This is a genomic window from Sphingomonas pituitosa NBRC 102491, from assembly GCF_001598435.1.
GTDB classification, from domain to species: Bacteria; Pseudomonadota; Alphaproteobacteria; order Sphingomonadales; family Sphingomonadaceae; genus Sphingomonas; species Sphingomonas pituitosa.
Genome location: NZ_BCYY01000002.1, coordinates 128,116 through 154,068, shown reverse-complemented (window position 1 = coordinate 154,068; position 25,953 = coordinate 128,116). Strand labels below are relative to the sequence as shown.

Here is a 25,953-nt window from a genome sequence, read left to right as displayed (position 1 = left end):
TGAACACCCCCGGCCGAGCCGCGATCAGAAATCGACGACGAGCGCCGCCCGGCTGGTGGTGTCGGTGGTCAGGCGACCGAGCGGCGGCGCGCTTTCATATTGGACCGTGTAGCTGAACTGCGCCGAGAGCGGCCCGATCAGCCTGGCCAGCAACGCCGACTTCGTGGCGACGGTGCTGTTGTCCTTCTCGATATAGGCCGACGCCGTCTGGGTGAGCGACATGCCGCGCGATAGCCGCCAGGCGAAATCGAGCGAGCCGCGCGCGGCGATGTTGTTCTCGGTCGGCGCGCCGATGAAGCGCGTGTAGCGATAGGCGGGGCCGAGTTCGAGATCGAGCTTGATCGCCGAACTCTTGATGGCGCTGTAGCCGGCACCGGCGGAGAGCGATACACGATCCCCGAAGCCCGAGAAGCGATCGCTTTCATATTGCGCCGCGCCGTACATGTAGGCGCGGGCATCGAACTTCCAGTTCGGCTCATAGGCGGCGAGGTAGCGCTCGCGCGTGGTGAACCCCAGGCTCTCCTGATAATCGGCCTGCACCCGCACCTTGTGGCGCCACTCGATGCCTTCGCGCTTCACTTCGGCGGCGGCGGTGACGCCGATATTCTCGGAATTGCCGGTCTGCACATAGCCGCCCAGCTCGACATGGCCCTTCACCAGCTGGAGGAAATGCGCCTCGCGCAGCGCCTGCTGGGCGACTTCGCGACGCTTAGAGCGCCAGTCGCCCGCCAACCTGGCGACGAGCGGCGCGCTCGCCGGGTCCGCAGTCTTCGCATATTTGACGATGACGGCGACGTCGGCCTCGTTGCCAGAACTCATCGCCGCGTCGAGCATCGCCTTGATCGTCGGCGGGATCGGCGGATCCTCCGTGTTCGCAAGCAGTAGCGGAAGGGCGAGGAGCAAGGCGCGCATGACGGCTCCGTCCTAGCCATAGTTTCGGGGCGCAAAAAGGGCAGGTTATCGCATCTGCACAACGCACGGCCTCAGTCGCGGCCCTGCGGACAGGTTGCAGCCGCGCCAGCCAGGATCGAAACGAGGGCAAAGCGAGGTTCCTGCATGGGCAAACAGATCGTCGTCTTCGGTACATCGGGCGGCATCGGCAATGCGCTGGTGGCGCAACTTTCGGCTGATCCGTCGATCGCGCGGATCCATGCCGGCAGCCGCCGTCCGACGGCCTCCACGCACGCAAAGCGCATGCCCTTCGCGTTCGATCTTCAGGACGAAGCGAGCATCGCACGCGCGGCGGCGGGTATCGAGGGCCAGGTCGATCTGGTGTTCGTGGCCACCGGCATGCTGCATCGCAGCGGCGGCCCCGCACCTGAAAAGGCGCTGCGGGCGATCGATCCTGCGGCGATGGCGGAGCTGTTTGCCGTCAATGCCATCGGCCCCGCGCTCATCGCAAAGCATTTCGCGCCGCTGCTGCCCCGTGACCGGCGGAGCGTCTTCGCGGCGCTGTCCGCCAAGGTGGGCTCGATCGCCGACAACCGGCTGGGCGGGTGGCACAGCTATCGCGCGTCGAAGGCTGCGCTCAACATGCTGCTGGTGAACCTCGCGATCGAACTGCGCCGCACCCATCCCCAGGCGATCGTGGCGGCGCTGCATCCGGGGACCGTGGATACCGGCCTCTCCGCGCCGTTCCAGCGTGGGGTGGCGCCAGAAAAGCTTTTCAGTTCAGCGCAAAGTGCAGGCTACCTTCTGGACGTTCTGAACCATCTGACCCCGGCGGATTCCGGTGGGCTGTTCGCCTGGGACGGTAGCCGCCTCCCTTATTGAGCGAGCCGCGCGCCTACCAGGCTGCGCAGTGCGACCCGGGCCTTCAGCCGCGCAGCGAGCAGGGCCATGCCGCTGATCTTGCGCTGGACGAACAGCGTGTCGGCAGGCGGTACGTGCCAGACGGCGCGATCCTCCACCATCTGCATCCCCTCGCCGCGCACCGCCTGCAGGAAGCTGCGGTCGCCAAAGTCAAACTCGTCGGCGCGATCGGTCTGTTCGAGGATCAGCGCGATCATGCGATCGATCACCGCCGGGTGCCGCTCGAGCGCTGCCGCGCTGAAGAAGCCCAGTTCCAGTGCGGCACGGCGTACAGCGTCGCGGTCGCTGCTAAGGCCGGCGCCCAATAGGTCGCGGTATCCCTTTGCGATCGCATCGGAAACTGGCATCGCTGCGCCGAAATCCAGTAGCACCAGGCGTCCGCTCTCCGGCTGGTAGCGATAATTGGCGAAATTGGGATCGGTCTGGATGAAGGCGAAGCGGAACAGCTCGTGGAGCACCAGGTCGATCAGCGCGGTGGTAACCCGGTTCCGCTCCGCCTGATCGGCGGCTTCGAGCGTCTCGATCGGCTTGGCCGCGATATAGTCCATCGCGAGCACGTTGGTGGTCGACAGTTCCGCGAACGGTCGCGGCACCAGATAGCGGTCGTCGCCGGCGAGGTGATCGGCATAGCGCGTCATCATCGCTGCCTCGCGGACATAATCCGCCTCGTCGTGGAGCTGGCGCTTGGCCTCGCCGAGCAGCGGCGCGATATCGAGACCCTTGGGCAGCAGCCCGGAGAGGCGGAGCAGCGTCGCGACATTGTCGACATCGGCATCGATGCTCTCGCGAACGCCGGGATACTGGACCTTGATCGCCAGTAGCCGCCCGTCGGGCAGACGCGCGCGGTGGACCTGGCCGATCGACGCCGCCGCAATCGGATGCGCCTCGAACAGCGCGAAGCGCCGCCGCCAGTCCGCCCCCCATTCGCGTGCCAGCACCTGCTGGAGCTGGGCGGGCGGCATGTGGTGGGCGCGGTCGCGCAGGCGGGCGAGGATCTGGGTAAGCTCGTCCGGCAGCACATCGCCGGCATCCAGCGAGAGCATCTGCCCCAGCTTCATCGCTGCGCCCCGCAACTGGGCCAGCTGCTCGGTGGCGCGGGCGACGTTGCCGGGGGTGAGGACGAGGTCGCGCAGCTGCGGTCGCTCACCAGCCACAAGGCGCTTGGCGCCCTCTGCCAGAACATTGCCCGCAACGCCGCCGGCCAGCCGCCCCATCACGCCGAAACGCGACAGGCGACCTTTCGGAACCGGCCGTGCGCGGCCCTCGTAACGATCATCCGCCATGCCGATCCCTTTCGCGCACCCAGCGCTGCAGTTTGGGCCGAACGCGCAGGAACGCGCGATAGAGCCGTTCGAGCACCCAGGTCATCCCCGGCAGCAATGCCAGCAGCCCCAGCGGCCGCAGCAGCGGGATCGCCCGCCACATCGCCGCAAAGGCCGCGGCGCCGCTGTAGAAGCGGCCGCGTGCGTCGCTCACATGGAAGCGGGCAAGCAGGTCTCCGCGGTCCAGCGGGCACGCGCTGGCGGCGTCGCTGACGTCGACGAAGCGAAGATGGCCGCGCCGGTCCAGCCGCCGCATCAGCGCGATCTCGCGGGTGCAGAGCGGGCAGCCGCCATCATACCAGACCGTGAGCGTCTCAGCCACCCCAGCGGCTCCCCGCCGGCACCAGCGCGTCGAGGAAGCGAGCGGAGTCCGCGCGAATCTCCGCCTTTCGGTCGTCGCTCATCCGGTCGAGATTGCGCACGATCGGTCCCATCCGCTGGTTGCGCGCGAAGCGATCGCGGTGGCGGGCGATGAAATCCCAGTAGAGATAGTTGAACGGGCAGGCGTCGGGGCCGGCCTTCAGCTTCACCCTGTAGCGGCAGTCGGTGCAATAATCGGACATGCGGTCGATATAGGCGCCGCTCGCCGCATAGGGCTTGGAGCCCATGATCCCGCCATCGGCGAACAGCGCCATGCCGATCGTGTTGGGCATTTCCACCCACTCATAGGCATCGGCATAGACCGCCATGTACCAGACATGGACCAGATAGGGGTCGATGCCCGCCAGCAGCGCGAAATTGCCGGTGACCATCAGCCGCTGGATATGGTGGGCATAGGCATGCGCGCGGGTCTGCTCGACCGCGTCGCGCATGCAGGCCATATCGGTTTCGGCAGTCCAGTAGAAGTCGGGGAGCGGCCGATGCGCCTCCAGCGCGTTCGCGTCGGCATAGTGCGGCATGTGGAGCCAGTAGATGCCGCGGACATATTCGCGCCAGCCGAGGATCTGGCGGATAAACCCCTCGGCCGAATTGATCGGCACCCGGCCCGCCCGCCATTCGGCCTCGGCGCGGCGGCAGAGGTCGAGCGGGTCGAGCAGGCCGATGTTCATGTAAAGCGCAAGATGGGCGTGGAACAGCACGGGCTCGCCGCGGCGCATGGCGTCCTGATAGTCGCCGAAGCGGGGCAGGGCGTGGGCGAGGAAGTGATCGCGTGCTGCCTCGGCGTCAGCGCGGGTGACCGCCAGCGTGAACGGCTGCAGGTCCCCGAAATTGTCGGGAAAACGCTGCTCTACCAGACGCAGCACCTCGTGGGTGATCGCATCGGGCTCGAAGGCGGGCAGGGGTGGCGGCGTGGTGCCGTGCGGTGGGGTCCCGCGATTGTCGTGGTCGTAGTTCCATTCCCCGCCGGCGGGCTGGTCACCGTCCATCAGCAATCGCGTACGGCGGCGCATGTCGCGGTAGAAATACTCCATCCGGAGCTGGTGGCGGCCCTGCGCCCAGGCGCGAAACCCCGCCGGGTCGATCAGGAAGCGGTTGTCGGGGAGCAGCGTGAGGCCGGGTACCGCCGCCAGCGCCTGGCGCAGGCGCCACACGCCGGGTTCGGTGCAGAGGATCTCCTCGACGTCGAGCGCGGCACGGGCGCGGGCGATCTCGCCGACCAGGCTGCCGCTGTTCTCCGGATCGTCGAGGCGCGTGTAGCGCAACTGCCAGCCGGCCGCGCGAAGTTCCTCGGCGAAATGACGCATCGCGGCGAAGACGAAAGCGAGCTTTTTCTTGTGATGCGGTACATAGCCGGCCTCCTCGGCCACCTCCGCCATCAGTACCACGTCGTCGGCCGGGTCTGCCTCGGCGAGCGCTGCGATGCCAGCGCTGAGCTGGTCGCCGAGGAGGAGGATCAGCCGGGCCATGGGGTGCCATGTGGGGCCGGAGGCGCCGTGGAGCGCGATGTCTTTTCGGACAGGTTGAGCGCTGGCGGTGTGCGGGCGATCCCGATTGCATGGAAACCCATGCTTCGCTCCCCCCTGCTGCGCGGCTTCTCGGCTATGCCGGGCTGCTGCCGCTGGTCGGCTGCGCCGCCGGCCTGGTGCTGCTGCCGATGCACCGTGCGTCGTTGCTCGACGCCGGGTTCGGCTATGCCGCGCTGATCTTCAGCTTCCTCGGCGGACTGTGGTGGGGGCAGGGCGTTGCGCGCGGGCGGGCCTCGCCCGGACTGTTCGGCGTCGCCGTACTGCCGTCGCTGATCGCCTGGGGGCTGATGCTGCTCCGCCTTCTCGGCTGGACGACCGGGGACGCGCTGCTGGCGCTCGGCGCGGCGATCCTGCTTTCGCCGATCGTGGACCTCGTGCTGGCGCGTAACCAGTCGCTCGTACACGGCTGGATCGCGCTCCGCCTCCAGCTCTCGACCGGACTCGGCGCGCTGACCCTTTCGCTTGCGATGCTGTAACTAGGCGGCCGCCGCGGCGGCGTCGATCATCGTGCCCAGCCGATGGCCGGACAGCCAGGCAAGCTCGACGCGCGGCCCCTGCAGCCAGTCGCCGCACGCGCCCAGCCGGAGCGACCCGTTCCACAGCGCGCCCTTGTCGATGCCCGGCGTCATCGCGAAGCGCCAGCGGTGCGCGGCGAGGTAGCGGACGGCCGGCACCTTATCCTCGGCATGCGCGAGCAGCGCGTCGAGCAGCGCCTGCGCCACCGCATCGGCGCTGTTCTCGAGATGCGAGGCCGACCAGGAAGCATGCGCCTGGACCACCCAGGTCTCGCCATCGTTGCGGCCGGGTTTGGCACCGTCGCGCGCGGCCCAGCCGATGATCCCTTGGTGACGGATGCTGTCGGCGGCGATCGGCACGCGATCCTCGAACGCCATCATCGCCGTCCAGCAGGGCTGCGAACGCGCCGCCATGGCATCGGCGGCCATCATCAGGTCGTGCGTGCCCAGGATCGCGGCGGCCTGCTCGGCCGGCAGCGCGATGATGGCGGCGTCGAAGGGGCCGTGCTGCTGCTCCTGCAGGCGCACATGCCAGCCCTGCGCATTGCGGGTGAGGCCGACGACATGATGCCCGAAATGCACGCGATGCGCCGACGCCATGTGGCGGACCGGCGCATTCATCGCCGGTGTGCCTACCCAGGCGTCCGGGCCCGCTTCGTGCCACGGGCTTGCCACGCCGTGGGCCTGCCAGTCCTGTACCTGTCGGCGGAACCGGTCGTCGCGGACCGTGAAATACTGCGCACCGTGATCGAACTGGAGCGTCTGTCCATCGATCTCGACCCGGCGCGTCGACATGCGCCCGCCGGGGCCGCGCCCCTTGTCGAACAGGGTCACCCGGTGCCCGGCGGCACGCAACTGGTCGGCACAGGCAAGGCCGGCGATGCCGGCACCGAGGATCACCACGTCCATCTGCGCGTGCCCGCTCAATAGCCCATCAGCGACATGAGCTCGGCACGGCTGCTGCGATCCTCGAGGAAGCAGCCCAGCATGCGGCTGGTCACCATGCCGACGCCGTGCGTCTTCACGCCGCGGCCGGTCATGCAGCCGTGCTGCGCCTCGATCACCACCGCGACGCCGGCGGGCTTCAGATGCTCCCAGATCGCCTGGGCGATCTCCGCGGTCAGCCGCTCCTGGATCTGCAGGCGGCGGGCATAGCCGTGGAGGACGCGCGCCAGTTTCGAGATGCCGACCACCCGGTCCTTGGGCAGATAGGCGATCGAAGCCTTGCCGATGATCGGCGCAAGGTGGTGCTCGCAATGCGACTGGAAGGGAATGTCCTTCAGCAGCACGATCTCGTCATAGCCCGCCACTTCCTCGAAAGTGCGGGCCAGGTGCATGCCGGGGTCCTCGTCATAGCCGGCGCAATATTCGCGCCAGGCCTTGGCGTGCCGGAGCGGCGTGTCGCGCAGACCCTCGCGCTCGGGATCTTCGCCGACCCAACGGAGCAAGGTGCGGACCGCTTCCTGCACCTCGTCGGGGACCATCTCGCCGCCTGTTTCGTTTTCGGCCCGTTCTATATCGTTGCAGAAGAAGTTCATCGGGCCTACCTTTCGTTTCACCGGCAGCGTTTGCGTGGCACGCCGGCATCGAGTGTCCTCCACATGAGGAACCCGGGTGAAACCGGGAACATGGACAAAAGGGTATGCAGTTACGCGACCCCAACGGGATGCAGAAAGCCGACCAATGCCACTAGCCGACATGATCGCCGGAAGCGCCGTCGCCGCGGTGCTGAGCAACCCACGACTTCCCGACAACCCCATTGTCGATTGCAACGATGCGTTCATCACCCTGACGGGCTATCGTCGGGATGAGATCATCGGTCGCAATTGCCGGTTTCTCGCCGGCGACAAGACCGAACCCTGGCTCAGCGAGGCGCTGAGCGCCGGTGTGCGCGAGAAACGGCCGGTGATGGTCGAGATTCTCAACTACAAGAAGGACGGTACGCCGTTCCGCAATGCCCTGCTGGTCGCGCCGATCTTCGGCGAGGACGGAGAGCTCGAATATTTCCTCGGCTCACAGATGGAGGTGGAGGGCCCGAAGGAAGGTACCGCCCACCGGGCCACCATCGCGCGCGAGAAGATCGATGCGCTGTCGCCGCGCCAGCGCGCGGTGTTGATCGCCATGGCGGCGGGCAAGCTCAACAAGCAGATCGCCTACGACCTTGGCCTGACCGAGCGGACGATCAAGATGCACCGTGCCGCCATGTTCCGGGCGCTGGGCGTGCGAACCGCGGCCGACGCGGTGCGGATGGCGATCGAAGCGGGCTATTGACCCACGAAAAAGGGGCGCCCGCACGGGACGCCCCTGGGCTGTTCGGCGATAGCGCTTACTGCGCGTTGCCGGCCGGCATCTCGGCGCCATTGTCCGGCGCGGCATTGCCGATCATCGCGTCGGCTTCGGCATTGGCGCGATCCTCGGCATCGTTCTGGTAGATCATCGCATTGGCCTCGGGCGCGACGTTCGCACCGTCCGCCACGTTGCTTTCACCGCCGCCGCATGCCGCCAGCGGCATCAGCAGGGTTGCCGCGGCCATCAGGCGAAGCTTGCTCATCCGGGTGCTCCCACATCAAATCCGTTGCGCAGTCGAAAGGAGCTGCGCATCAAGCCCGCTGCATGGGCCACGGCGAGCAATGCGTCAAACGCAAATATGTCGCATCGCCGTGACTTGGCCATGTTTTCGCCCGAATTCGGGACGGGCGATTACTCGCCCTTGTCAGCCGCGACCGGCCCGATGTCCTCGGGCGCGTTCGCCGCGATCGCCAGCATCGAGGCCCAGGCGGCGACGTTCTGGCGAAGCTGAGCGGGATCGATCTTGTCGAGCGTATCGTCCGGCGTGTGGTGCAGGTCGAAATAGCGGAGCCCGTCCTGGTTCAGGCCGATGGTGCCGACACCCAGTGCCAGGATCGGCTCGACGTCCGTGCCGCCATGCGCCTTTTCGCGCCCGCGCTCGATACCGAGCGGATAGAGCGCGGTTTCCAGCCGGTCGCCGATCGCCTTGGCGCCCTCCGGCAGGTTGGTCTCGAACTTCCAGACGCGGTCCGCACCGAAATCCGATTCCATCGCAAGGACGTGACGCTCCTTGCCATGCGCCTTGGCATAGGCGGTGCCGCCGAAGCCGCCGACCTCCTCGGCCCCGAACCACACGACCCGGATCGTGCGGCGCGGCTGGCCGATCTTGGCCGCCTGGAGCGCGGCCGCGGTCGTGATCGCCACGCCCGATGCGTCGTCGATCGCGCCGGTGCCCAGGTCCCAGCTGTCGAGATGGCCGCCGACGACGATGATGCCGGCGGTCGAATCGCTGCCGGGGATATCGGCGATCACATTGCCGGACTCGGCCTCGCCCTTGAACTGCGGGGTTATGCTCAGCCGCAGCTTGACAGGCCCGCGCTTGACCAGCCGCACTAGCTGCTCGGCATCCGGCACCGAGAGCGCGGCGGCGGCAATCGGCGAGACGCCCTTGGCCCAGGTGGTGACGCCGGTGTGCGGGTTGCGGTGATGGTCGGTGCCGATCGAGCGGATCAGCACGGCGGCGGCGCCCTTGGTCGCCGCGATGCTGGGGCCGGCCCGACGGACCGCGCCGTAATAGCCATATTGCGAGCCGTCCTGCGTCGGCACCATTGCATGGTCGATAAAGGCGATCTTGCCCTTCAGGCTGCCGGCGGCCGCTGCCTGCAGCTCGGCGAGCGAGGCGAAATAGACGACCTCGGCCTCCAGCGGCTGTGCGCCGGTCGAGCCGGAATAGCCGAGCGCGGCCACGGTCAGCTTCTGCGCCGAGCCGCCGAGCACTTCGGCGGTCTCCACGCCGCGGACCCACACCGGCATGCGATAGGTTTCGACATGCACGTTCTTGAAGCCGAGCGCCGTCAGCTTCTGCACTCCCCACGCCCGGGCGCGTGCCTCGGCTTCGGTCGCGGCGAGACGCTGGCCGATCTCGGTGGTAAGGCCTTCCACCACGTCCCAGGCGACGTCGTCCTTCATCGCGGCATCACGTACGCTCGCGACCTGCGCGGCGGTTTGGGCGAGAGCGGGAACGGGCAGGGCGAAGGCGGCAGCGGCCGCGAGCAGGAGGCGCTTGGTCATGCTGCGGATGCTAACCAGCGCCAGACCGATTGCAATGGGCGATGAATGGTTTGGGCGGCGAACTATGAAAGCTCCGCCCCTTCCGGAGTGTCAGGTGAAACGCGCCCACGCGGTTCAGGCCAGGCCGGGGGCTTGACCGACCTGACACTGGGTTGGGTTGAGGCCGTGCCTCACCGAAGCCGACGGGCGTTCTGCAATCCCTCCACCCCCAACGCCTCCTCCGAGGAGGAGAGGCTTGATGGCGCCGCTCAACCCCTGCGTTGCCAACTTCCGCCCGCATCGCTACATGCCGCACGACTTTCCAGCATTCAGAATTTTCGCAACGGAGATCCGCCACCGTGGCCGCTCAATACGCCTTTGTCATGAAGGACATGACCAAGTCCTTCCCCGGCGCCCCCAAGCCGGTGCTGAACAACATCAACCTGCAATTCTACCAGGGCGCCAAGATCGGCATCGTCGGTCCGAACGGTGCGGGTAAGTCGACGCTCATGAAGATCATGGCCGGCATCGACAAGGATTTCTCCGGCGAGGCATGGCCCGGCGAGAACATCACCGTCGGCTATCTGCCGCAGGAGCCGCAGCTCGATCCGACCAAGAACGTGCTCGAGAACGTCAAGGACGGCGCGCGCGAAGTGGCGGACATGGTCGATCGCTTCAACGCCATTTCGGCCGAGATGGGCGATCCCAAGGACGACACCGATTTCGACGCGCTGATGGAGGAGATGGGCGATCTCCAGGCGAAGATCGACGCGGTCGACGGCTGGAGCCTCGACAACCAGCTCGAGATCGCGATGGAAGCGCTGCGCTGCCCGCCGTCCGACTGGCCGGTCGAGAATCTGTCGGGCGGTGAGAAGCGCCGCATCGCGCTGACCCGGCTGCTGATCCAGAAGCCGTCGATCCTGCTGCTCGACGAGCCGACCAACCATCTCGACGCCGAGAGCGTCAACTGGCTGGAAAACCACCTCAAGGAGTATGCCGGCGCGGTGCTGATGATCACCCACGACCGCTACTTCCTGGACAATGTGGTCGAGTGGATCCTCGAAATCGATCGCGGCAAGTATTTCCCGTATGAGGGCAATTACTCGACCTACCTGGAAAAGAAGGGCAAGCGCCTGGAGCAGGAGGACCGCGAGGCCTCGGGCCGCCAGAAGGCGATCCAGGACGAGCTCGCCTGGATCCGGCAGGGTGCCAAGGCGCGCCAGACCAAGTCCAAGGCGCGTATCGCCAAGTTCGAGCAGCTGGTCGCCAGCCAGGAAAACCGCACGCCGGGCAAGGCCCAGATCGTCATCCAGGTGCCCGAGCGCCTGGGCGGCAAGGTGATCGAAGCCAGGAACATCTCCAAGGCCTATGGCGACAAGCTGCTGTTCGAGAACCTCTCGTTCATGCTGCCGCCGGGCGGCATCGTCGGCGTGATCGGGCCGAACGGCGCCGGCAAGTCGACGCTGTTCAAGCTGATCACCGGCCAGGAAACCCCGGATACCGGCGAGATCGACATCGGCTCGACCGTGCGCCTCGGCTATGTCGACCAGAGCCGCGACCACCTGGATGACAGCAAGAACGTCTGGCAGGAAATCTCCGACGGTCTCGACTACATGAAGATCAACGGCCACGACCAGTCGACGCGCGCTTATGTGGGTGCGTTCAACTTCAAGGGCGCGGACCAGCAGAAGATCGTCGGCAAGCTTTCGGGCGGTGAGCGCAACCGCGTCAACATCGCCAAGATGCTGAAGCGCGGCGGCAACGTGCTGCTGCTCGACGAGCCGACCAACGATCTCGACGTGGAAACGCTGGGCGCGCTGGAAGAAGCCATCGAGAATTTCGCGGGCTGCGCCGTGGTCATCAGCCACGATCGCTTCTTCCTCGATCGTCTGGCCACGCACATCCTCGCCTTCGAAGGCAACAGCCATGTCGAATGGTTCGAGGGTAACTTCGAAGCCTATGAGGAAGACAAGCGCCGTCGCCTGGGCGATGCCGCCGATCGTCCGACCGCGCTGGCCTACAAGAAGCTGACGCGCTGATCGGATAGCCGCAAAGGAAAGGGGCCGCTTCGGGATACGAAGCGGCCCCTTTTCTGTGTCCGGCTGCCGCTTCGTTCAGGCGGTGAAGCGCTTGGTGAAGCCCTTGTGCGGCTTGTCCTCGGGCACTGCCTCGCTTTCGACATGCGCCACGCGGGCGAGTGGCGGGCCTTCGCGGCACGCCTCGACGAACAGGCCGAGCGCCGTGTCTTCGCCTGCCGCAAGAATCTCCACCCTGCCGTCGCGCAGATTGCGGACCCAGCCCGTCAGCCCGCCGCGCTGCGCGGTCCGCACCACCCAGTCGCGATAGCCGACCCCCTGTACCCGTCCCGAAACCAGGATTCGCTGCTGCGCCATACGCTCCCTTTACACTCGCCCGACCATCCGGGCGCGCTCCATCTGTAGCAGTCTGGGACAAATCGGAAGCACAGAGCGAACACGGTCCGCCGCAATCGGTGCAGTTCCCGGCGCGTCAGGGATACGTAATTGCGATCACTTCATATTCCCGCTCGCCGGCGGGCAGGGTGACGCGGCGCAGATCGCCCACCCGCGCGCCGCGCAGCGCTCGGGCGAGCGGGGCGTTCCACCCCACCAGCCCCTTGCCGGCATCGGCCTCGTCGTCGCCGACCAGGGTGAGGATGCGCTGGTTGTCGTCCTCGTCGGCGATCGTCACGCATGCGCCGAAGAACACGCCGCTGCGATCTTCCTGGCGGGTGGGATCGACGACCTTGGCCGCCTTCATCCGCCGGGCGAGGAAACCCAGCCGGCGGTCGATCTCGCGCAGCCGCTTGCGGCCATAGATGTAATCGCCATTCTCCGAGCGATCGCCATTGCCCGCCGCCCATGAGATGGTGTCGACCAGCTTGGGGCGCTCCTGCCCGAAGAGCTGGTCATACTCGGCCTTGAGCGTCGCATAGCCTGCAGGCGTGATATAGTTGGGGCGATCGTTCATCGCCGCCAGCGCTATCAGCCCGGCCGGCTCTTGCCCAGATACCAGCTGAGGTTCGCCGTGCCCTTGCTGCGGGCATAGGAGGGGTTCATCAGATCGTAGACCACGGCGTTTTCCAGTACGCGCTGGACATAGTTCTTGGTCTCGAAGATCGGGATCTGCTCGATCCAGCGGACAACGTCGCCGCCGGGCAGCCGGGGATCGCCATAGGCGCGCAGCCACTTGTTCACATTGCCCGGACCGGCATTATACGCGGCGACGGCAAGCGGATAGCAGCCGCCATAATAGGTCAGCATCCGCTGGAAATAGCTTGAGCCGAGCTGGATGTTGTAATCGGTATCTGCGTTGAGCGCGCCCGGATCGTAGCCCATGCCGAGCTTGCCGGCGGTCTCGCGCGCGGTGCCCGGCATCAGCTGCATCAGCCCGCGCGCGCCGGCGCGGCTCACCGCGTCGCGGTTGAACTGGCTTTCCTGGCGGGCGATCGCGTGGATGATGGTCCAGTAATCGCGCTGCCCCTCCGGCACCTTCACCGAAGGGTAGCCGGCGGCGCTATAGTCCGACAGGCCGTTCTGGAGCGCGCTGCGGCCCACCATCACGCCCAGGTCCGGCCGGCCCAGCGTGCGGCTGAGGTCGGCGGCGAGGAGGTGGTCGTCCTCGGTCGTCGCATCCTCGGCAATCTTGCGCAGGAACAGGCTCTGGTCGCTGCGATTGCCCATCTGGCCGAGCAGCTGCGCGGCGCGGACGAGCTCGCGGCGGTAGAAGGCATCGCGGGCGCCGGGCGCAGCGGTCTTGCCGGCCAGGTTGCGGGGCCCTTGCAGCGGCTGCCCCATCCGCTCGGCTGCGAGCTGGCCGTAGAACAGGTCGGGGAAGCCGCTGGCGCTCGCATAATAGGCGCGCGCGCCGGATGCATTGCCGGCCGCTTCGGCGGCGCGACCGGCCCAGTACAGGCCCTTGGATTGGGTGCCCGGCGTCTTCGATCCGTGGCCGTAGCGCGCGAACATGCCGACGGCGTCATTCGGCCGGCCGAGATTGTAGAGCGCCACCGTGCCCGCGAGCCAGGTGATGCTGGTATAGTCGTCGCGCACGCCGAGCGAGAGGTCGCTCACGTCGGTGCCGGACGGGAAGGCGTCGTCAACCTGCGAGGCGATCCGATAGGCGAGATCGTACTGCCCGTCCGCCAGCGCGCCGCGCGCGGCGGAGAGCAGCACCTCGTACCATTTCTCGGGATCGCCGGGAAAACCGGCCATCCGCCGCGGCTGGGCGAGGTACGAGCGCATCAGCTGGGTCTGGCCGGTCTGGCCCAGCCAACGGGCGCGATCGGCGATATAGCCATGGTCGAACTGGCCGCGCGCATCGGCAAGGGCTGCCTTGCTCGCGGCGTCGACGGCATTGGTGCGGTAGGCGATCCGCGCGTCGAACACCGGCCGCAACGCAGGCGAGGTATAGGCCAGCTGCCGCGTCGCGATGCTGGTCGCGCCCTGCCAGAGCAGCATGTCTTCGCGCGCGTCATGATCGGCGGGGCGCAGTACGGTACTGAACGACGCGAGCAATTTGCTTTCGTCGACCGTGCGCAGGATTCCCGAGCGCCACGCACGCCGCGCCTGGTCCTCCGCCTCGGCCCGGCGGCCGGTGGCGGCGAGTGCCTCGGCATAGCGCAGCCGGCCGGCGGGGGTGATCGGCGGGAAACGGGTGAAGAAGCGGACGGCGAGGTCCGGCATCGACCCGCCGCTGTCGAGGATCGTCTCGGCAGCGGCACGCCTGCTCTTCTCGCCGGGCCAGCCGGGATGGGCGAGCAGGAAATTGGCATAATCGGAAAAGGCGTAATTGTCCGACTGCTGCAGACGCTTCCATTCGGCCAGCGCCGTGCTCACCGGATCATATTGCGCCTGCGCCTGCGGCACGAAGCCGCCTGCCAGGGCCGCCAGCATCGCAGGCGTCACCTGCGAGGAGGCTGCCAGTCCCGAAACACCGGCGAACACCAACGCGCCTTTGAGTACCGTACCGACCATGCTGGACATGATAGGAGATCGCACCGTATCTGCCACCCCGTTTATACCGAAAAAGAGGATGATTCCGCGCGATGTTTTCAGGATCGATCCCTGCGCTCGTAACGCCGTTCCGTGACGGCGCGTTCGCGGAGGAGGATTTCCGCGCGCTCGTCGAATGGCAGATCACCGAAGGTTCCGCCGCGCTGGTGCCCTGCGGCACCACCGGCGAGGCCGCGACCATGCCCAAGGACGAGCATTTCCACGTCGTGCGGGTCTGTGCCGATCAGGCCAAAGGCCGTGTGAAGATCCTCGCGGGCGCGGGCTCGAACGACACCAAGGTGGCGATCGACAACGTCCATGCCGCCCAGCAGGCCGGCGCCGACGCGGCGCTGATGGTGCCGCCTTATTACAACCGGCCGAGCCAGGAAGGCATCTTCCGGCACTTCGCCGCGGTGGCCGAGGCGACCGACCTGCCGATCGTGCTGTACAACGTGCCCGGCCGCACCGTCACCGACATCCAGCCCGCCACCATGGCGCGGATCGTGCAGGCGTTTCCGGAGACGTTCATCGGCGTGAAGGATGCAACCGGCAACCTCAGCCGCGTGTCCGAACAGCGCGCGGGTTGCAGCACCGGCTTCGTCCAGCTTTCGGGCAATGACGAGACCGCGCTGGCCTTCAATGCGATGGGTGGCGTGGGGTGCGTCTCGGTGACGGCGAACATCGCGCCGAAGCTTTGCGCCGATTTCCAGGCCGCCTGGGCGGCGGGCGACACTGCCGGGGCGCTCGCGCTGCACGACAAGCTCTATCCGCTCCACATCGCGATGTTTACCGATGCCTCGCCCGGGCCGGTCAAGTACGCGATGGGCCGGGTCCGCGCCGGCTTTCCGCAGGATATTCGCCTGCCGATGACTGAAGCGGGCGAGGCGAGCCGCAAGGCGGTGGACGCCGCGCTCGAATTCGCCGGCCTTCTTTGAGGAACGGGCCGGAGCGCCAACAAACGGCTGGCGCTCCGGCCGGTCCATCCCTACATCCCGCGGTCTTATGGCCCGTCCACGTCCCCTGGAATTCGATAAAGTAAAGACCGTCGCCGAGAACCGGCGCGCGCGTTTCGATTATTTCATCGAGCAGACCTATGAAGCCGGCCTCGTCCTCACCGGCACCGAGGTGAAGTCGCTCCGGTTCGGCGAAGGCTCGATCGCCGAGGCCTATGCCGAAATCAAGAACGAGGCGGTGTGGCTGGTCAACGCCAACATCCCCGAGTTCAGCCACGGCAACCGCTTCAACCACGAGCCCAAGCGGCCGCGTAAACTGCTCCTCAACGAGCGCCAGATTAACAAACTGCACGGCGCCGTCGCCCGCGAAGGCATGACGCTGGTCCCGTTGTCGGTCTATTTCAACAGCAAGGGACGCGCGAAGGTGGAGCTGGCGCTGGCGAAGGGCAAGAAGACGCATGACAAGCGCGAGACGATCAAGGAACGCGACTGGAAGCGCGAGCAGTCGCGAATCCTCCGCGACCGCGGCTGAGATGCCGCCGGCGGGCCGCCTGCGCCGCCTGGCCGACAAGGCGGTACCAAGCCGCGAGTCCATCGAGACCAATCGCTGGCTGAAGCCGGTGGCCGGGCGGGTGATGCATTCGTCGCTGTGGCGGTTCACACGCCGCTCGGTGCCGCGCGGCGTGGCACTGGGCATGCTCACTGGCATTCTCGTGCCGATGGGCCAGATCCCCGCTTCAGCCGTCCTCGCGCTGCCGCTCCGTGCAAACATACCGGCTGCAGCCGCGACGACCTTTCTGACCAATCCCTTCACCACGCCGCCTCTCTGGGTCGCCGCCTATTGGCTCGGCAGCTGGATGCTCGGGCCGGGCCTGTCTGGAGACGTTCTCAAGGACGGCGCACCAGGCTGGCTCGACTGGCTGCTGCACCAGGGTGGCCCCGCGTTGCTGACCGGGCTCGTCACCCTGGCGGTGGTGCTTGCCATCCTGGGCTATTTCGGCAGCGGGCTGCTGTGGCGGTGGTGGATCGTCCGCAAGCGCAAGCGCCGGTTGCACCTCCGTCGCGCAGCGCATTGATCCAGAACGGGTCTGCGTCCGATCCGACGCGATCGGTGCTTGACGCTGCGGCGGCGACGGAACATCGGTGACCGATGGCAAGTCTGCCCGACGCCGAGCTGCCCAAGCCTTCGCTGCTGCTGCCGATCGTGGCAGTGGTGGTTACCGGTGTCGCTGCTGCCGCCGCAATCCTGTTCAGCCTGAACGATCGCACAATTGCTGCGGGGTTTCTTGCCGCGGCGTTGCTGGCGGCAGGGGTAATGCTGGCCTTTGGGCGACTGTTTCGTTCGCCCAGTACCAGCATTGAACGCTATACCGATTGGGCGATCGCCCATGCATTGGCCTCCGCCAGTGATGACGCGCTCGCGGTAACCGATCGCAGCGGTCGGCTGGTCTGCGCCAATCCGCGCTACGAGGCACTGTTCGGAGGCTGGCCTACGCCGCCGAACCTGCCGATCGGCGAGGATGGGGAGCGTGCCTTGGGCGCCTGTGCGCGCGCGGCGTGGCGGGACGGCGAGAGCCGGTGCAGCGACGTTCAGGTTTTCGGCGCGCAGGTGGCGGTGCGGGTCGTCCGGGTGGGCGACGAATCGCTGGTATGGCGCTTCATCGGCATCCACGCGCTCGACCTTGCCGTGCAGGTCCAGGGGCTGCTCGCCGGGCCGACCGGGGATCGTCTGGGCGGCGCGGGGGTGATGGTGGTGCTGGTTGCGCCCGATGGCCGTATCCGTTCGGCCAACCGCGTCTTTCGCCACCGCGCGCTGGGAAGTGCCGACGCCGTCGTCGACGGTCGCGACTTCGCCGGCATGCTGATCACCGATTCGATAGGCCAGGTCCGCTTCGAGCGCGAAGGGATCGAGGGCACACCGCTGCGCGTGCTCCAGATCCCGTTCCTCGAAGGCGATGAGGCGCCGCTGCTGGTCGCCCTGCTCGACGAGGAGCCGGCGGTGCTCGCCAGCCCGGCGCTGGCGGGCAGCGCCTCGACGCATGTCCATTCGCTCATCTCGCTACTGCCGACCGGGCTAGCGCTGATCGACCGCGACGGGCGGTTCCTGATGATGAACGATGCGTTCGTCCGTACCGCGCGCGTCCATCCGGCCGCGCCGCCGCTCTATCCGGGCGATCTGGTAGTCCGCGAGGACAAGGCGACGCTGGCCGATGCGGTCCGTCGCTTCGCCGGCGGGGCGCCGCAATCGCTGGAGATCACCGTCCGGTTGAAGGATGCGTCCGAGGAGCCGGTGGCGATCACCATTGCCGGCGCGCGGGGGCTCGGGGATGCCGCGGTGCTGCTGAGCCTGCGGGACTCGGGCGAGGAGGGCAAGCTCAAGCGCCAGATCGCCCAGGCGACCAAGATGCAGGCGGTGGGCCAGCTCGCCGGCGGCGTCGCGCACGACTTCAACAACATCCTCACCGCGATCATCGGCCATTGCGATCTGATGCTGATGCGCCATTCGCCCGGCGACAGCGACTATGACGACATCCAGCAGATCCGCGCCAACTCCAATCGCGCCGCGAGCCTGACCCGCCAGTTGCTCGCCTTCTCGCGCCAGCAGACGCTGCGGCCGCAGGTGCTGCAGCTGCCGGACATCATCTCCGAGGTCTCGAACCTGCTGAAGCGGCTGCTCGGCGAGACGGTGTCGCTCGACGTGAAGCACGGCCGCAACCTGGGGCCGGTGCGCGCCGATCCGGGCCAGCTCGAGCAGGTGGTGGTCAACCTTGCGGTCAACGCGCGCGACTCGATGCTCAGCAAGAACCCGAGCGGCGGCGGCTCGCTGACGATCGAGACGCTGGCGGTCTCCTCCGCCGACGTGCGACGGATGGACGACGACGTGCTGCCGGTCGGCGACTATACCGCGCTGCGCATCTCCGACACCGGGACCGGCATTCCGCCGGAGATCCTGCCGAAGATCTGGGAGCCGTTCTTCACCACCAAGGAAGTGGGCAAGGGGACCGGGCTCGGCCTGTCGACCGTCTACGGCATCATCAAGCAGTCCGGCGGCTATATCTTTGCCGAGAACAACCCGGGCGGCGGTGCGGCCTTCACCATCTATCTGCCGGTCCATACCGCGCCGGAGACTGCCGTCGCCAAGCTGCCCGTCACCAAGGAGAAGCCCGCCGACCTGTGGGGTACAGGCACCATCCTTGTCGTCGAGGACGAGGACATGGTCCGCGCGATCGCCGAGCGCGCGCTGACCCGCCAGGGCTATTCGGTGGTGACCGCAGAAAACGGCGAAGTCGCGCTTGAAACGATCGAGACAATGGACAAGCCGGACCTGCTCGTTTCCGACGTGGTGATGCCGGTACTGGACGGCCCCAGCATGGCCCGCAAGGTCCGCGAGCGTTGGCCCGACCTGCCGATCCTGTTCATGTCGGGCTATGCCGAGGAACAATTGCGCCGTTCGATCGATCTCGACAATGTCGCCTTTCTTCCTAAACCCTTTTCCGTGCAACAACTTGCGGAGGCTGTTCAGGAGATATTGGTGACCAAATAAGTGCTTGGCACGTAACCATTTTTCCTGCAAAGGGGGCTATATGCAGGGTCCGCGTAACATCCTCATCGTCGAAGACGAGCCGTTGATCGCCATGATGCTCGAGGATTTCCTCGACGCGCTGGACCGGGTGCCGGCGGGCACCGCGGACAATGTCGCCGAGGCGCTCGATCGGATCGGGGCTGGCGGGATCGATGCAGCGATCCTCGATGTGAACCTGCGCGGCGGCGAGCAGAGCTGGCCGGTGGCCGACAAGCTGGCCGAACTCGGCATCCCGTTCGTGCTCGCGACCGGCGGCGCCGACGACAGCATCGCCCAATCGCACCGCGACCGGCCGGTGCTCTCCAAGCCGTTCACGCTCGACCGCGTCGACAAGGTGCTCAGCAGCCTGAGCTGAGTGCGGTCGCTTAGGGTTGTGCGCAGGGCAGGGGCGACGCTAAAGCCCCTGTCATCATGACCGAACTCCCCAAGACCTTCGACCCCGCCGAAATCGAATCCCGCTGGTACGCCCATTGGGAAGAGGAAGGCCTGTTCCGCCCCGAGCGCAATGGCGCCGAGCCCTGGACGATCGTCAACCCGCCGCCCAACGTGACGGGCAGCCTGCATATCGGCCACGCGCTCGACAACACGCTGCAGGACATCCTCGTCCGGCACGCCCGGCTGAAGGGCAAGGATGCGCGCTGGGTGGTCGGCACCGATCACGCGGGCATCGCCACGCAGATGGTGGTCGAGCGCCAGCTCAACGCCGCGGGGCAGAAGCGCACCGACTTCACCCGCGAGGCCTTCGTCGACAAGGTATGGGAATGGAAGGCCGAGAGCGGCGGCGCGATCACCCGCCAGCTGCGCCGGCTCGGCTGCTCGATGGACTGGGCGAACGAGCGCTTCACGATGGACGAGGGCTTCTCCAAGGCCGTCCTCAAGGTGTTCGTCGAACTTTATCGCCAGAAGCTGCTCTATCGCGACAAGCGGCTGGTGAACTGGGATCCGGGCCTCGGCACCGCGATCTCGGACCTCGAGGTCGAGACCAAGGAGGTCCGCGGCAATTTCTGGCACCTGCGCTATCCGCTGGCGGACGGCTCGGGCTTCATCCAGGTCGCGACGACGCGTCCGGAGACGATGCTGGCCGACATGGCCGTCGCCGTGCATCCCGAGGACGAACGCTACCAGGCGCTGATCGGCAAGCAGGTCAAGCTGCCCATCACCGGCCGCCTGATCCCGATCGTCGGTGACGAGCATGCCGATCCGGCGCTGGGTTCGGGTGCGGTCAAGATTACGCCGGGACATGATTTCAACGATTTCGAGGTGGGTGTTCGCGCCGGAATTAAAGCCGGTGCGATGCTCAACATGCTCGATGCCAAGGCCGCGATCTGCCAGACGCAGGATGGGCTGGTGCCCGCCGAACTGATCGGGCTCGATCGTTTCGAGGCGCGCAAGGCGATCGTCCAGCGGCTGAAGGACGAGGGCTTCCTCGTGCCCTTCGTCGACAAGGAAGGCGCCGAGCACGACGCCGAACCGCGCACGATCCAGACCCCCTATGGCGACCGCTCGGGCCAGGTGATCGAGCCGTGGCTGACCGACCAATGGTATGTCGACGCAGCCACGCTCGCCAAGCCGGCGATCGAGGCGGTCCGCTCGGGCGCGACCAAGATCGTGCCGAAGAGCTGGGAGAAGACGTACTTTAACTGGATGGAGAACATCCAGCCCTGGTGCGTCAGCCGCCAGCTTTGGTGGGGGCATCGCATTCCGGCGTGGTTCGACGCCGACGGCAAGCCCTATGTCGCCGAGAGCGAGGAAGAGGCACAGGCACAGGCGGGCGAGGGCGTTGCGCTCACCCGCGATCCCGATGTGCTCGACACCTGGTTCTCCTCCGCACTGTGGCCGTTCGCGACGCTCGGCTGGCCCGAGAACACCGATCCCACGCTGGGCGGGCGCTATTCGAACGACGTGCTGATTTCCGGCTTCGACATCCTGTTCTTCTGGGACGCGCGGATGATGATGCAGGGTTTGCACTTCATGAAAGAGGTGCCGTTCAAGACCCTGTATCTCCACGGTCTCGTCCGCGCGGCGGACGGCCAGAAGATGTCCAAGTCCAAGGGCAACACGGTCGATCCGCTCGGCATGATCGACAAGTACGGCGCCGATGCGCTACGCTTCTTCATGGCGGCAATGGAAAGCCAGGGCCGCGACATCAAGATGGATGAGAAGCGGCTCGAGGGCTATCGCAACTTCGCGACCAAGCTGTGGAACGCCGCGCGCTTCTGCCAGTCCAACGGCATCGCGGCGAGCAAGCAGCTTGAGGCGCCGACTGCGGAGCTCGCGGTAAACCGCTGGATCATCGCCGAAACCATCGCGACGGTGCAGGCGCTGGACCTCGCGCTGGCCGACCTGCGCTTCGACGAGGCGGCGAACACCATCTACCAGTTCGTCTGGAGCCGCTTCTGCGACTGGTATCTCGAGCTGATCAAGCCGGTGCTGCAGGGCGAGGGCGTCGCTGCCGCCGAGGCGGACGAGACGCGCGCCGTCGCCGGCTGGGCGCTCGACCAGATCCTCGTCATGCTCCACCCGTTCATGCCCTTCATCACCGAAGAGCTGTGGTCGAAGATGGGCCCGCGCACCCATGACCTGATCGTCGCGCACTGGCCGATGGCCGATGCCCGCGCGCTCGATCCGTCGGCGGCGCAGGAGATCGACTGGCTGATCCGGCTGGTGAGCGAGATCCGCGCGGCACGCACCGAGCTCAACGTGCCGCCGGGCGCCCGCCTCGCGCTGCACGTCCGCGATGCGTCGGCCGAGACGGTGGCCCGTCTCTCCCGGCAGGAAGCGGCGCTGGCGCGGCTCGGCCGTGTCGATCAGGCCCAGGGCGATGCCCCGGCCGGCGGCGCGCTGCAGCTGGTCGTCGACGAGGCGACCTTCGTGATGCCGCTTGGCGACGTCGTCGACCTCGAGGCCGAACGCGCCCGCCTCACCAAGGCGATCGCGGCGGCGGAAAAGGAGCGCGACGGCCTGGCCGGCCGGCTCGGCAACCCGAGCTTCGTCGAACGTGCCAAGCCTGAGGCGGTCGAAAAGGCGCGGGCGGATCACGCCGAGAAGGCAGCCGAGGCCGAGCGGCTGTCGGCGGCGCTGGCCCGGCTGGGCTGAAGCGAGCGCCCCGGCGGGAGCCGGGGCGGCCTCGGTCAGGCGGCGGCGGGCGGCACCATCACGTCGATCACCGCCGCCGCCACCTTCGCCGTCACCGGCGTCTCGGCCAGCACCTCGCCGTCGATCGAGATCGGCAGCGGCGGTTCGGTCGCAACCCGCAGCGATTGCCCGCGGAAGGTGACCGTGTCCTCCTTGCGCGCCTCGAGCCGCAGGACCGAGGCGGCCCAGTTGCGCACCAGTCGCGACTTCACATGGCCCTTCACCACCTGGACGACGATCTCGCCCGAGGCGACTCCGGCCTCGTCGACCAGTTCGGTGCCGCCATGGAACGGCCCGTTGGAGATGCGGACCTCCACCGCGCGCAGGCGCTGGGCATCGGCGCCTTCGCCGACGATCACGGTGAAGGGCTTGAACTTCAGGAACTGGAGCGCCGCCCAGCTGAGATAGCCCATCCGGCCGAACCAGCGCTTGGCATTGTGCGGCACGGTTTGGGCGATCTGTGGCGAGAGGCCGATCGCGGCGGTGCTGGCGTAATAATCGTCGTTGATCATGCCCAGGTCGATCCGCTTGGGCGTACCCTGCAGGATCGCATCGACGGCACCGTCGACGTCGAGCGGGATGCCGAGCGAGCGGGCAAAGCTGTTCGCGGTGCCCAGGGGCAGCACACCCAGCGTCACGCCCTTGCCGACCAGCTTGTCGACCAGCCCGCTGATCGTGCCGTCGCCGCCGCCCAGGATCACCAGCTGGGGGTTCTTCGCCAGCGCCTTCGCCAGCGTGGCTTCGAGCTGGTCCGGATCGTCGACGGCATGCGCGTCGATGGCCATGGGCTGCCCGTCGAAGCGCGCGCAGGCGCGGTCGAACCAGCCCTGGCCGTGGCGGGACTTGGTGTTGACGACCATCGCCGCCGATTGAAACTGCATGAACACCCCTCGATTGATGACGGATCCGTAACGCACGGGCTTGCCGTCGGGTCCGTAGTCCCTGTTCCTCGGGACAGGTCGCCTTGCGGGGCGCTTGCGCGTTTGTGCTCCTATGCCTGCGCCTGTTCTCCTCTGGTTCCGTCGCGACCTTCGCCTTGCCGATCAGCCTGCCCTGGCGGCGGCGCTGGGCGCGGGCGCGGTCATCCCCGTCTATGTGCTGGATGACGAGACGGCGAAGCACCGGGCGATGGGCGGTGCCTCGCGCTGGTGGCTGCACCACAGCCTGGCCGCGCTCGATGCCGCATTGCGCGACAAGGGCTCGCGGCTGATCCTGCGTCGGGGCCGGAGCGAGGAGGCGCTCGGCCGGCTGGCGGAAGAAACCGGCGCGGACACGGCCCATTGCATTCGGCATTACGAGCCCTGGTGGCGCAATGCCGAGCGCGCGGTGGCAAAGCGGCTGACGCTCTGCTGCCACGACGGCAATTATCTGGTGCCCCCGGGTACGGTGACGAGCGGCGCGGGCACCCCGTACAAGATCTTCACGCCCTTTTGGCGGACGCTGCGCGAGCGCATGCCCCCGGCCGACCCGTTGCGGGCGCCGCACGGCATCGCTGCGCCGGCGAAATGGCCATCGAGCGACACGCTGGACGACTGGAAGCTGCTGCCCACCGCGCCGGACTGGGCGGGCGGCTTTCGCGAGGAATGGACGCCGGGCGAGGATGGCGCGCACAAGCGGCTCCAGCGGTTCAGGAATCATGCCGCGCGCTACGACGACACGCGGAACCTGCCGTCGATCGAAGGCAGCTCGCGCCTTTCCCCGCACCTCCACTTCGGCGAAGTCTCGCCCGCTCAGGTGTGGCATGCGCTGGAGGGAGCGGGCGGCCAGGTCGAGGAGTATCTACGCGAGCTGGGCTGGCGCGACTTTGCCCAGAACCTGATCTGCCAATATCCCGACTATGCGGCCAAGAACGGGCGCCCCGGCTTCGATGCCATGGCCTGGCGCAGCGGCGAGGAGGCCGAGGCCGATCTGCGGGCCTGGCAGCGCGGGCAGACCGGCTACCCGATCGTCGATGCGGGCATGCGCCAGCTCTGGGCAACGGGCTGGATGCACAACCGCGTGCGGATGATCGCCGCCAGCTTCCTGATCAAGCATCTGCTGATCGACTGGCGCGCGGGCGAGCGCTGGTTCTGGGACACGCTGGTCGACGCGGATTACGGCAGCAACGCGGTGAACTGGCAATGGGTGTCGGGCTCCGGCGTCGACTCGAGCCAGTGGAGCCGGGTGATGGCGCCGCTGTCCCAATCCGAGAAGTTCGATGCCGCCGGCTATATCCGGCAATGGGTGCCGGAGCTGGCCAAACTTCCCGATGCCGTGATCCACGATCCGGAGGAGGCAGGGTGCCGTCCGTGCGCGTATCCGCGCAAGCGGATCAGCCACCGCGATGCGCGCGAACGCGCGCTCGCCGCAGGCCGGGCGGTGCGCTGAGGGGCTTGCCCGACGCGATCAGGCGTGCATGATTCGGGGCATGAACGCTCCGGAGCAGGATATCGTCGGAGTCGCAGCGCGCGGCTCCGGACCGCTGGCTCTCTTCGGCTATTTCTTTCATCGTCAGCTCGACCGCCTGGACCGCGGCATCGGCGAGGGGAGCCTGGAGGTGTTCACGCCGGACGGCCAGGCCCGGCTGCTCGGCGGTAGCGCACCCGGCCCGGCCGCGGTGGTGACGCTACATAGCTGGCGGGCGCTGGTGCGGCTCGCGACCGGCGGTTCGGCGGGCTGGTACGAGGCGTGGGAGAAGGGCGAATGGTCGAGCCCCGATCCGGTGCCGCTGTTCGCACTGTTCAGCCGCAACCGCGCCAGGCTGGCGGCGCAGGCGCGGTCGCGTGGGCTGTCGCTGCTGCCGCGGCGGTTGATGCACTGGATGCGGCGCAACCATCGCGGTGGAGCGCGCAAGAACATCGCCTTCCACTATGATCTCGGCAACGATTTCTACATGCGCTGGCTCGATCCCGGCATGAGCTATTCAAGCGCAATCTTCCGCGATGGCGATGGTGCGCTGGAGGCGGCACAGAATACCAAGCTGCAGGCGATCCTCGACCGCACGGCCACGCAGCCCGGCGATGTGATCCTGGAGATCGGCTGCGGCTGGGGCTCGTTCGCCGAACGCGCGCTGCGGCAAGGCCGCAAGATCCACGGCATTACGCTGTCCGCCGAGCAGAAGGCCTGGGCCGAGGTGCGCACCGCGGGGATGGAAGGTGCCCGCTTCAGCCTTACCGACTATCGCGACGTGACCGGCGAATATGACGCGGTCGCCAGCATCGAGATGGCGGAGGCGGTGGGGCGCGAATATTGGCCGGTCTATGTTGCCGCGATCGCGCGCGCGCTGAAGCCGGGCGGGCGCGCTGCCTTGCAGGTCATCACCTTCGACGAAGCCCTGTTCGAAGGCTATGCCCGCAACGTTGATTTCATCCAGACCTATGTCTTCCCCGGCGGCATGCTGCTGAAGGAAGACGCGTTTCGCGCGCTCGCCGAGGCGGAGGGCCTGGAATGGCGCGACCGCCACGCCTTCGGCCTGGACTATGCCGAGACGCTGCTGCGCTGGCGCCGGCGCTTTGACGCCGCGGCGGCGGCAGGCCTGCTGCCAGCGCAGTTCGACGATCGCTTCGTGCGGCTTTGGCGCTATTATCTGATGTACTGCGAAGGCGGGTTTCGCGGGGGCGGTATCGACGTGATCCAGGTGACGCTGGTGAAGCGGGGCTGACTCCGCTCCAACCGG

Annotated in this window: 24 protein-coding genes; 12 read left to right on the top strand and 12 right to left on the bottom strand. The window is 67.3% G+C overall.

The features are described 5' to 3' along the window. Positions 1-24 precede the first annotated feature (24 nt). Positions 25-912: a DUF481 domain-containing protein gene (locus SPI01S_RS03295; RefSeq protein ID WP_066718100.1), complete on the bottom strand. Its 888-nt coding sequence runs from the start codon at positions 910-912 to the stop codon at positions 25-27. A gap of 144 nt (positions 913-1,056) precedes the next feature. On the opposite strand from SPI01S_RS03295, the gene SPI01S_RS03290 reads away from it, so the two are divergent. After that, the gene (locus tag SPI01S_RS03290) at positions 1,057-1,773 is read left to right on the top strand and encodes an SDR family NAD(P)-dependent oxidoreductase (RefSeq protein WP_066718098.1); all 717 of its coding nucleotides are present in this window, start codon (positions 1,057-1,059) and stop codon (positions 1,771-1,773) included. Here SPI01S_RS03290 and SPI01S_RS03285 read toward each other — a convergent pair. The 3 genes from SPI01S_RS03285 to SPI01S_RS03275 are packed head-to-tail and all read right to left on the bottom strand — an operon-like array spanning position 1,767 to position 4,981. After that, positions 1,767-3,095: an ABC1 kinase family protein gene (locus tag SPI01S_RS03285; protein ID WP_066718096.1), complete on the bottom strand. Its 1,329-nt coding sequence runs from the start codon at positions 3,093-3,095 to the stop codon at positions 1,767-1,769. The genes SPI01S_RS03290 and SPI01S_RS03285 overlap by 7 nt on opposite strands. Then, positions 3,085-3,456, bottom strand: a complete 372-nt coding sequence (locus SPI01S_RS03280) for a thiol-disulfide oxidoreductase DCC family protein (protein WP_066718093.1) — start codon at positions 3,454-3,456, stop codon at positions 3,085-3,087. Before SPI01S_RS03280 ends, SPI01S_RS03285 begins: the two co-directional genes overlap by 11 nt. Beyond that, entirely contained in the window at positions 3,449-4,981 is a 1,533-nt protein-coding gene (locus SPI01S_RS03275) for a cryptochrome/photolyase family protein (protein ID WP_066718090.1), read from the bottom strand. The genes SPI01S_RS03280 and SPI01S_RS03275 overlap by 8 nt, the downstream gene beginning before the upstream one ends. A gap of 89 nt (positions 4,982-5,070) precedes the next feature. On the opposite strand from SPI01S_RS03275, the gene SPI01S_RS03270 reads away from it, so the two are divergent. Next, entirely contained in the window at positions 5,071-5,517 is a 447-nt protein-coding gene (locus SPI01S_RS03270) for a DUF3429 domain-containing protein (protein ID WP_066718087.1), read from the top strand. Here the strand turns inward: SPI01S_RS03270 and SPI01S_RS03265 are convergent, their stop codons facing one another. Together SPI01S_RS03265 and folE are read right to left on the bottom strand one after the other, a co-directional pair. Beyond that, the gene (locus SPI01S_RS03265) at positions 5,518-6,465 is read right to left on the bottom strand and encodes an NAD(P)/FAD-dependent oxidoreductase (RefSeq protein ID WP_066718084.1); all 948 of its coding nucleotides are present in this window, start codon (positions 6,463-6,465) and stop codon (positions 5,518-5,520) included. Between the two features lie 14 nt (positions 6,466-6,479). Continuing rightward, positions 6,480-7,094 (bottom strand): GTP cyclohydrolase I FolE, encoded by a 615-nt coding sequence (folE, locus tag SPI01S_RS03260; protein WP_066718082.1) that lies wholly within the window; start codon positions 7,092-7,094, stop codon positions 6,480-6,482. A gap of 145 nt (positions 7,095-7,239) precedes the next feature. On the opposite strand from folE, the gene SPI01S_RS03255 reads away from it, so the two are divergent. Further along, complete coding sequence (locus SPI01S_RS03255) at positions 7,240-7,827, top strand: PAS domain-containing protein (RefSeq protein WP_066718074.1); 588 nt, start codon at positions 7,240-7,242, stop codon at positions 7,825-7,827. Positions 7,828-7,882: 55 nt separating this feature from the next. On the opposite strand, the gene SPI01S_RS03250 is transcribed toward SPI01S_RS03255, so the two are convergent. Together SPI01S_RS03250 and SPI01S_RS03245 are read right to left on the bottom strand one after the other, a co-directional pair. Further along, positions 7,883-8,107, bottom strand: a complete 225-nt coding sequence (locus SPI01S_RS03250; RefSeq protein ID WP_066718071.1) for a hypothetical protein — start codon at positions 8,105-8,107, stop codon at positions 7,883-7,885. Between the two features lie 149 nt (positions 8,108-8,256). Then, positions 8,257-9,636, bottom strand: coding sequence for a M28 family peptidase (locus SPI01S_RS03245; RefSeq protein WP_066718067.1), 1,380 nt, complete (start codon positions 9,634-9,636; stop codon positions 8,257-8,259). Positions 9,637-9,974: 338 nt separating this feature from the next. Here SPI01S_RS03245 and ettA point away from each other — a divergent pair, with 338 nt between their 5' ends. Beyond that, complete coding sequence (gene ettA / locus SPI01S_RS03240; protein WP_066718064.1) at positions 9,975-11,654, top strand: energy-dependent translational throttle protein EttA; 1,680 nt, start codon at positions 9,975-9,977, stop codon at positions 11,652-11,654. 75 nt (positions 11,655-11,729) lie between these two features. Here the strand turns inward: ettA and SPI01S_RS03235 are convergent, their stop codons facing one another. The 3 genes from SPI01S_RS03235 to SPI01S_RS03225 all read right to left on the bottom strand — a co-directional run bounded on the left by SPI01S_RS03235 (position 11,730) and on the right by SPI01S_RS03225 (position 14,609). Next, positions 11,730-12,008 carry an acylphosphatase gene (locus SPI01S_RS03235; RefSeq protein ID WP_066718061.1) on the bottom strand — a complete coding sequence of 93 codons (279 nt, stop codon included), beginning with the start codon at positions 12,006-12,008 and terminating at the stop codon, positions 11,730-11,732. Positions 12,009-12,123: 115 nt separating this feature from the next. After that, positions 12,124-12,603, bottom strand: coding sequence for a transcription elongation factor GreB (gene greB / locus SPI01S_RS03230; protein WP_066718058.1), 480 nt, complete (start codon positions 12,601-12,603; stop codon positions 12,124-12,126). Between the two features lie 14 nt (positions 12,604-12,617). Beyond that, on the bottom strand, positions 12,618-14,609 hold the full coding sequence (locus SPI01S_RS03225; RefSeq protein WP_066718900.1) for a lytic transglycosylase domain-containing protein: 1,992 nt from the start codon (positions 14,607-14,609) through the stop codon (positions 12,618-12,620). A 71-nt stretch (positions 14,610-14,680) separates the two neighbouring features. Between SPI01S_RS03225 and dapA the strand changes: the two genes are divergently transcribed. The 6 genes from dapA (at position 14,681) to SPI01S_RS03195 (ending at position 22,259) form a co-directional block, all read left to right on the top strand. Next, the gene (gene dapA, locus SPI01S_RS03220; RefSeq protein WP_066718055.1) at positions 14,681-15,562 is read left to right on the top strand and encodes a 4-hydroxy-tetrahydrodipicolinate synthase; all 882 of its coding nucleotides are present in this window, start codon (positions 14,681-14,683) and stop codon (positions 15,560-15,562) included. A 67-nt stretch (positions 15,563-15,629) separates the two neighbouring features. Next, positions 15,630-16,112, top strand: a complete 483-nt coding sequence (smpB, locus tag SPI01S_RS03215; RefSeq protein ID WP_066718052.1) for an SsrA-binding protein SmpB — start codon at positions 15,630-15,632, stop codon at positions 16,110-16,112. A gap of 1 nt (position 16,113) precedes the next feature. Further along, positions 16,114-16,656 (top strand): DUF2062 domain-containing protein, encoded by a 543-nt coding sequence (locus tag SPI01S_RS03210; protein ID WP_066718048.1) that lies wholly within the window; start codon positions 16,114-16,116, stop codon positions 16,654-16,656. Between the two features lie 74 nt (positions 16,657-16,730). After that, on the top strand, positions 16,731-19,124 hold the full coding sequence (locus tag SPI01S_RS03205) for a hybrid sensor histidine kinase/response regulator (RefSeq protein WP_066718046.1): 2,394 nt from the start codon (positions 16,731-16,733) through the stop codon (positions 19,122-19,124). Between the two features lie 40 nt (positions 19,125-19,164). Continuing rightward, positions 19,165-19,518 (top strand): response regulator, encoded by a 354-nt coding sequence (locus tag SPI01S_RS03200; protein WP_066718044.1) that lies wholly within the window; start codon positions 19,165-19,167, stop codon positions 19,516-19,518. A gap of 56 nt (positions 19,519-19,574) precedes the next feature. Then, positions 19,575-22,259: a valine--tRNA ligase gene (locus tag SPI01S_RS03195; protein ID WP_066718041.1), complete on the top strand. Its 2,685-nt coding sequence runs from the start codon at positions 19,575-19,577 to the stop codon at positions 22,257-22,259. Between the two features lie 35 nt (positions 22,260-22,294). Here the strand turns inward: SPI01S_RS03195 and SPI01S_RS03190 are convergent, their stop codons facing one another. Continuing rightward, positions 22,295-23,179 carry a diacylglycerol/lipid kinase family protein gene (locus tag SPI01S_RS03190; RefSeq protein WP_066718898.1) on the bottom strand — a complete coding sequence of 295 codons (885 nt, stop codon included), beginning with the start codon at positions 23,177-23,179 and terminating at the stop codon, positions 22,295-22,297. A gap of 112 nt (positions 23,180-23,291) precedes the next feature. Between SPI01S_RS03190 and SPI01S_RS03185 the strand changes: the two genes are divergently transcribed. Together SPI01S_RS03185 and SPI01S_RS03180 are read left to right on the top strand one after the other, a co-directional pair. Next, positions 23,292-24,665: a cryptochrome/photolyase family protein gene (locus SPI01S_RS03185; RefSeq protein ID WP_066718038.1), complete on the top strand. Its 1,374-nt coding sequence runs from the start codon at positions 23,292-23,294 to the stop codon at positions 24,663-24,665. Positions 24,666-24,705: 40 nt separating this feature from the next. After that, positions 24,706-25,938, top strand: a complete 1,233-nt coding sequence (locus SPI01S_RS03180) for an SAM-dependent methyltransferase (RefSeq protein WP_066718896.1) — start codon at positions 24,706-24,708, stop codon at positions 25,936-25,938. Positions 25,939-25,953: the final 15 nt, after the last annotated feature.

Excerpts from the sequence above, each read along its gene's own strand:
- SPI01S_RS03235 (WP_066718061.1), bottom strand. The coding sequence starts at position 12,008 with ATGGCGCAGCAGCGAATCCTGGTTTCGGGACGGGTACAGGGGGTCGGC.
- SPI01S_RS03225 (WP_066718900.1), bottom strand. The coding sequence starts at position 14,609 with ATGGTCGGTACGGTACTCAAAGGCGCGTTGGTGTTCGCCGGTGTTTCG.
- dapA (WP_066718055.1), top strand. The coding sequence starts at position 14,681 with ATGTTTTCAGGATCGATCCCTGCGCTCGTAACGCCGTTCCGTGACGGC.
- SPI01S_RS03275 (WP_066718090.1), bottom strand. The coding sequence starts at position 4,981 with ATGGCCCGGCTGATCCTCCTCCTCGGCGACCAGCTCAGCGCTGGCATC.
- SPI01S_RS03205 (WP_066718046.1), top strand. The coding sequence starts at position 16,731 with ATGGCAAGTCTGCCCGACGCCGAGCTGCCCAAGCCTTCGCTGCTGCTG.
- SPI01S_RS03180 (WP_066718896.1), top strand. The coding sequence starts at position 24,706 with ATGAACGCTCCGGAGCAGGATATCGTCGGAGTCGCAGCGCGCGGCTCC.
- SPI01S_RS03210 (WP_066718048.1), top strand. The coding sequence starts at position 16,114 with ATGCCGCCGGCGGGCCGCCTGCGCCGCCTGGCCGACAAGGCGGTACCA.
- smpB (WP_066718052.1), top strand. The coding sequence starts at position 15,630 with ATGGCCCGTCCACGTCCCCTGGAATTCGATAAAGTAAAGACCGTCGCC.
- SPI01S_RS03185 (WP_066718038.1), top strand. The coding sequence starts at position 23,292 with ATGCCTGCGCCTGTTCTCCTCTGGTTCCGTCGCGACCTTCGCCTTGCC.
- SPI01S_RS03200 (WP_066718044.1), top strand. The coding sequence starts at position 19,165 with ATGCAGGGTCCGCGTAACATCCTCATCGTCGAAGACGAGCCGTTGATC.
- SPI01S_RS03255 (WP_066718074.1), top strand. The coding sequence starts at position 7,240 with ATGCCACTAGCCGACATGATCGCCGGAAGCGCCGTCGCCGCGGTGCTG.
- SPI01S_RS03290 (WP_066718098.1), top strand. The coding sequence starts at position 1,057 with ATGGGCAAACAGATCGTCGTCTTCGGTACATCGGGCGGCATCGGCAAT.
- folE (WP_066718082.1), bottom strand. The coding sequence starts at position 7,094 with ATGAACTTCTTCTGCAACGATATAGAACGGGCCGAAAACGAAACAGGC.
- SPI01S_RS03250 (WP_066718071.1), bottom strand. The coding sequence starts at position 8,107 with ATGAGCAAGCTTCGCCTGATGGCCGCGGCAACCCTGCTGATGCCGCTG.
- SPI01S_RS03190 (WP_066718898.1), bottom strand. The coding sequence starts at position 23,179 with ATGCAGTTTCAATCGGCGGCGATGGTCGTCAACACCAAGTCCCGCCAC.
- SPI01S_RS03295 (WP_066718100.1), bottom strand. The coding sequence starts at position 912 with ATGCGCGCCTTGCTCCTCGCCCTTCCGCTACTGCTTGCGAACACGGAG.
- greB (WP_066718058.1), bottom strand. The coding sequence starts at position 12,603 with ATGAACGATCGCCCCAACTATATCACGCCTGCAGGCTATGCGACGCTC.
- SPI01S_RS03265 (WP_066718084.1), bottom strand. The coding sequence starts at position 6,465 with ATGGACGTGGTGATCCTCGGTGCCGGCATCGCCGGCCTTGCCTGTGCC.
- SPI01S_RS03195 (WP_066718041.1), top strand. The coding sequence starts at position 19,575 with ATGACCGAACTCCCCAAGACCTTCGACCCCGCCGAAATCGAATCCCGC.
- SPI01S_RS03245 (WP_066718067.1), bottom strand. The coding sequence starts at position 9,636 with ATGACCAAGCGCCTCCTGCTCGCGGCCGCTGCCGCCTTCGCCCTGCCC.
- SPI01S_RS03270 (WP_066718087.1), top strand. The coding sequence starts at position 5,071 with ATGGAAACCCATGCTTCGCTCCCCCCTGCTGCGCGGCTTCTCGGCTAT.
- SPI01S_RS03285 (WP_066718096.1), bottom strand. The coding sequence starts at position 3,095 with ATGGCGGATGATCGTTACGAGGGCCGCGCACGGCCGGTTCCGAAAGGT.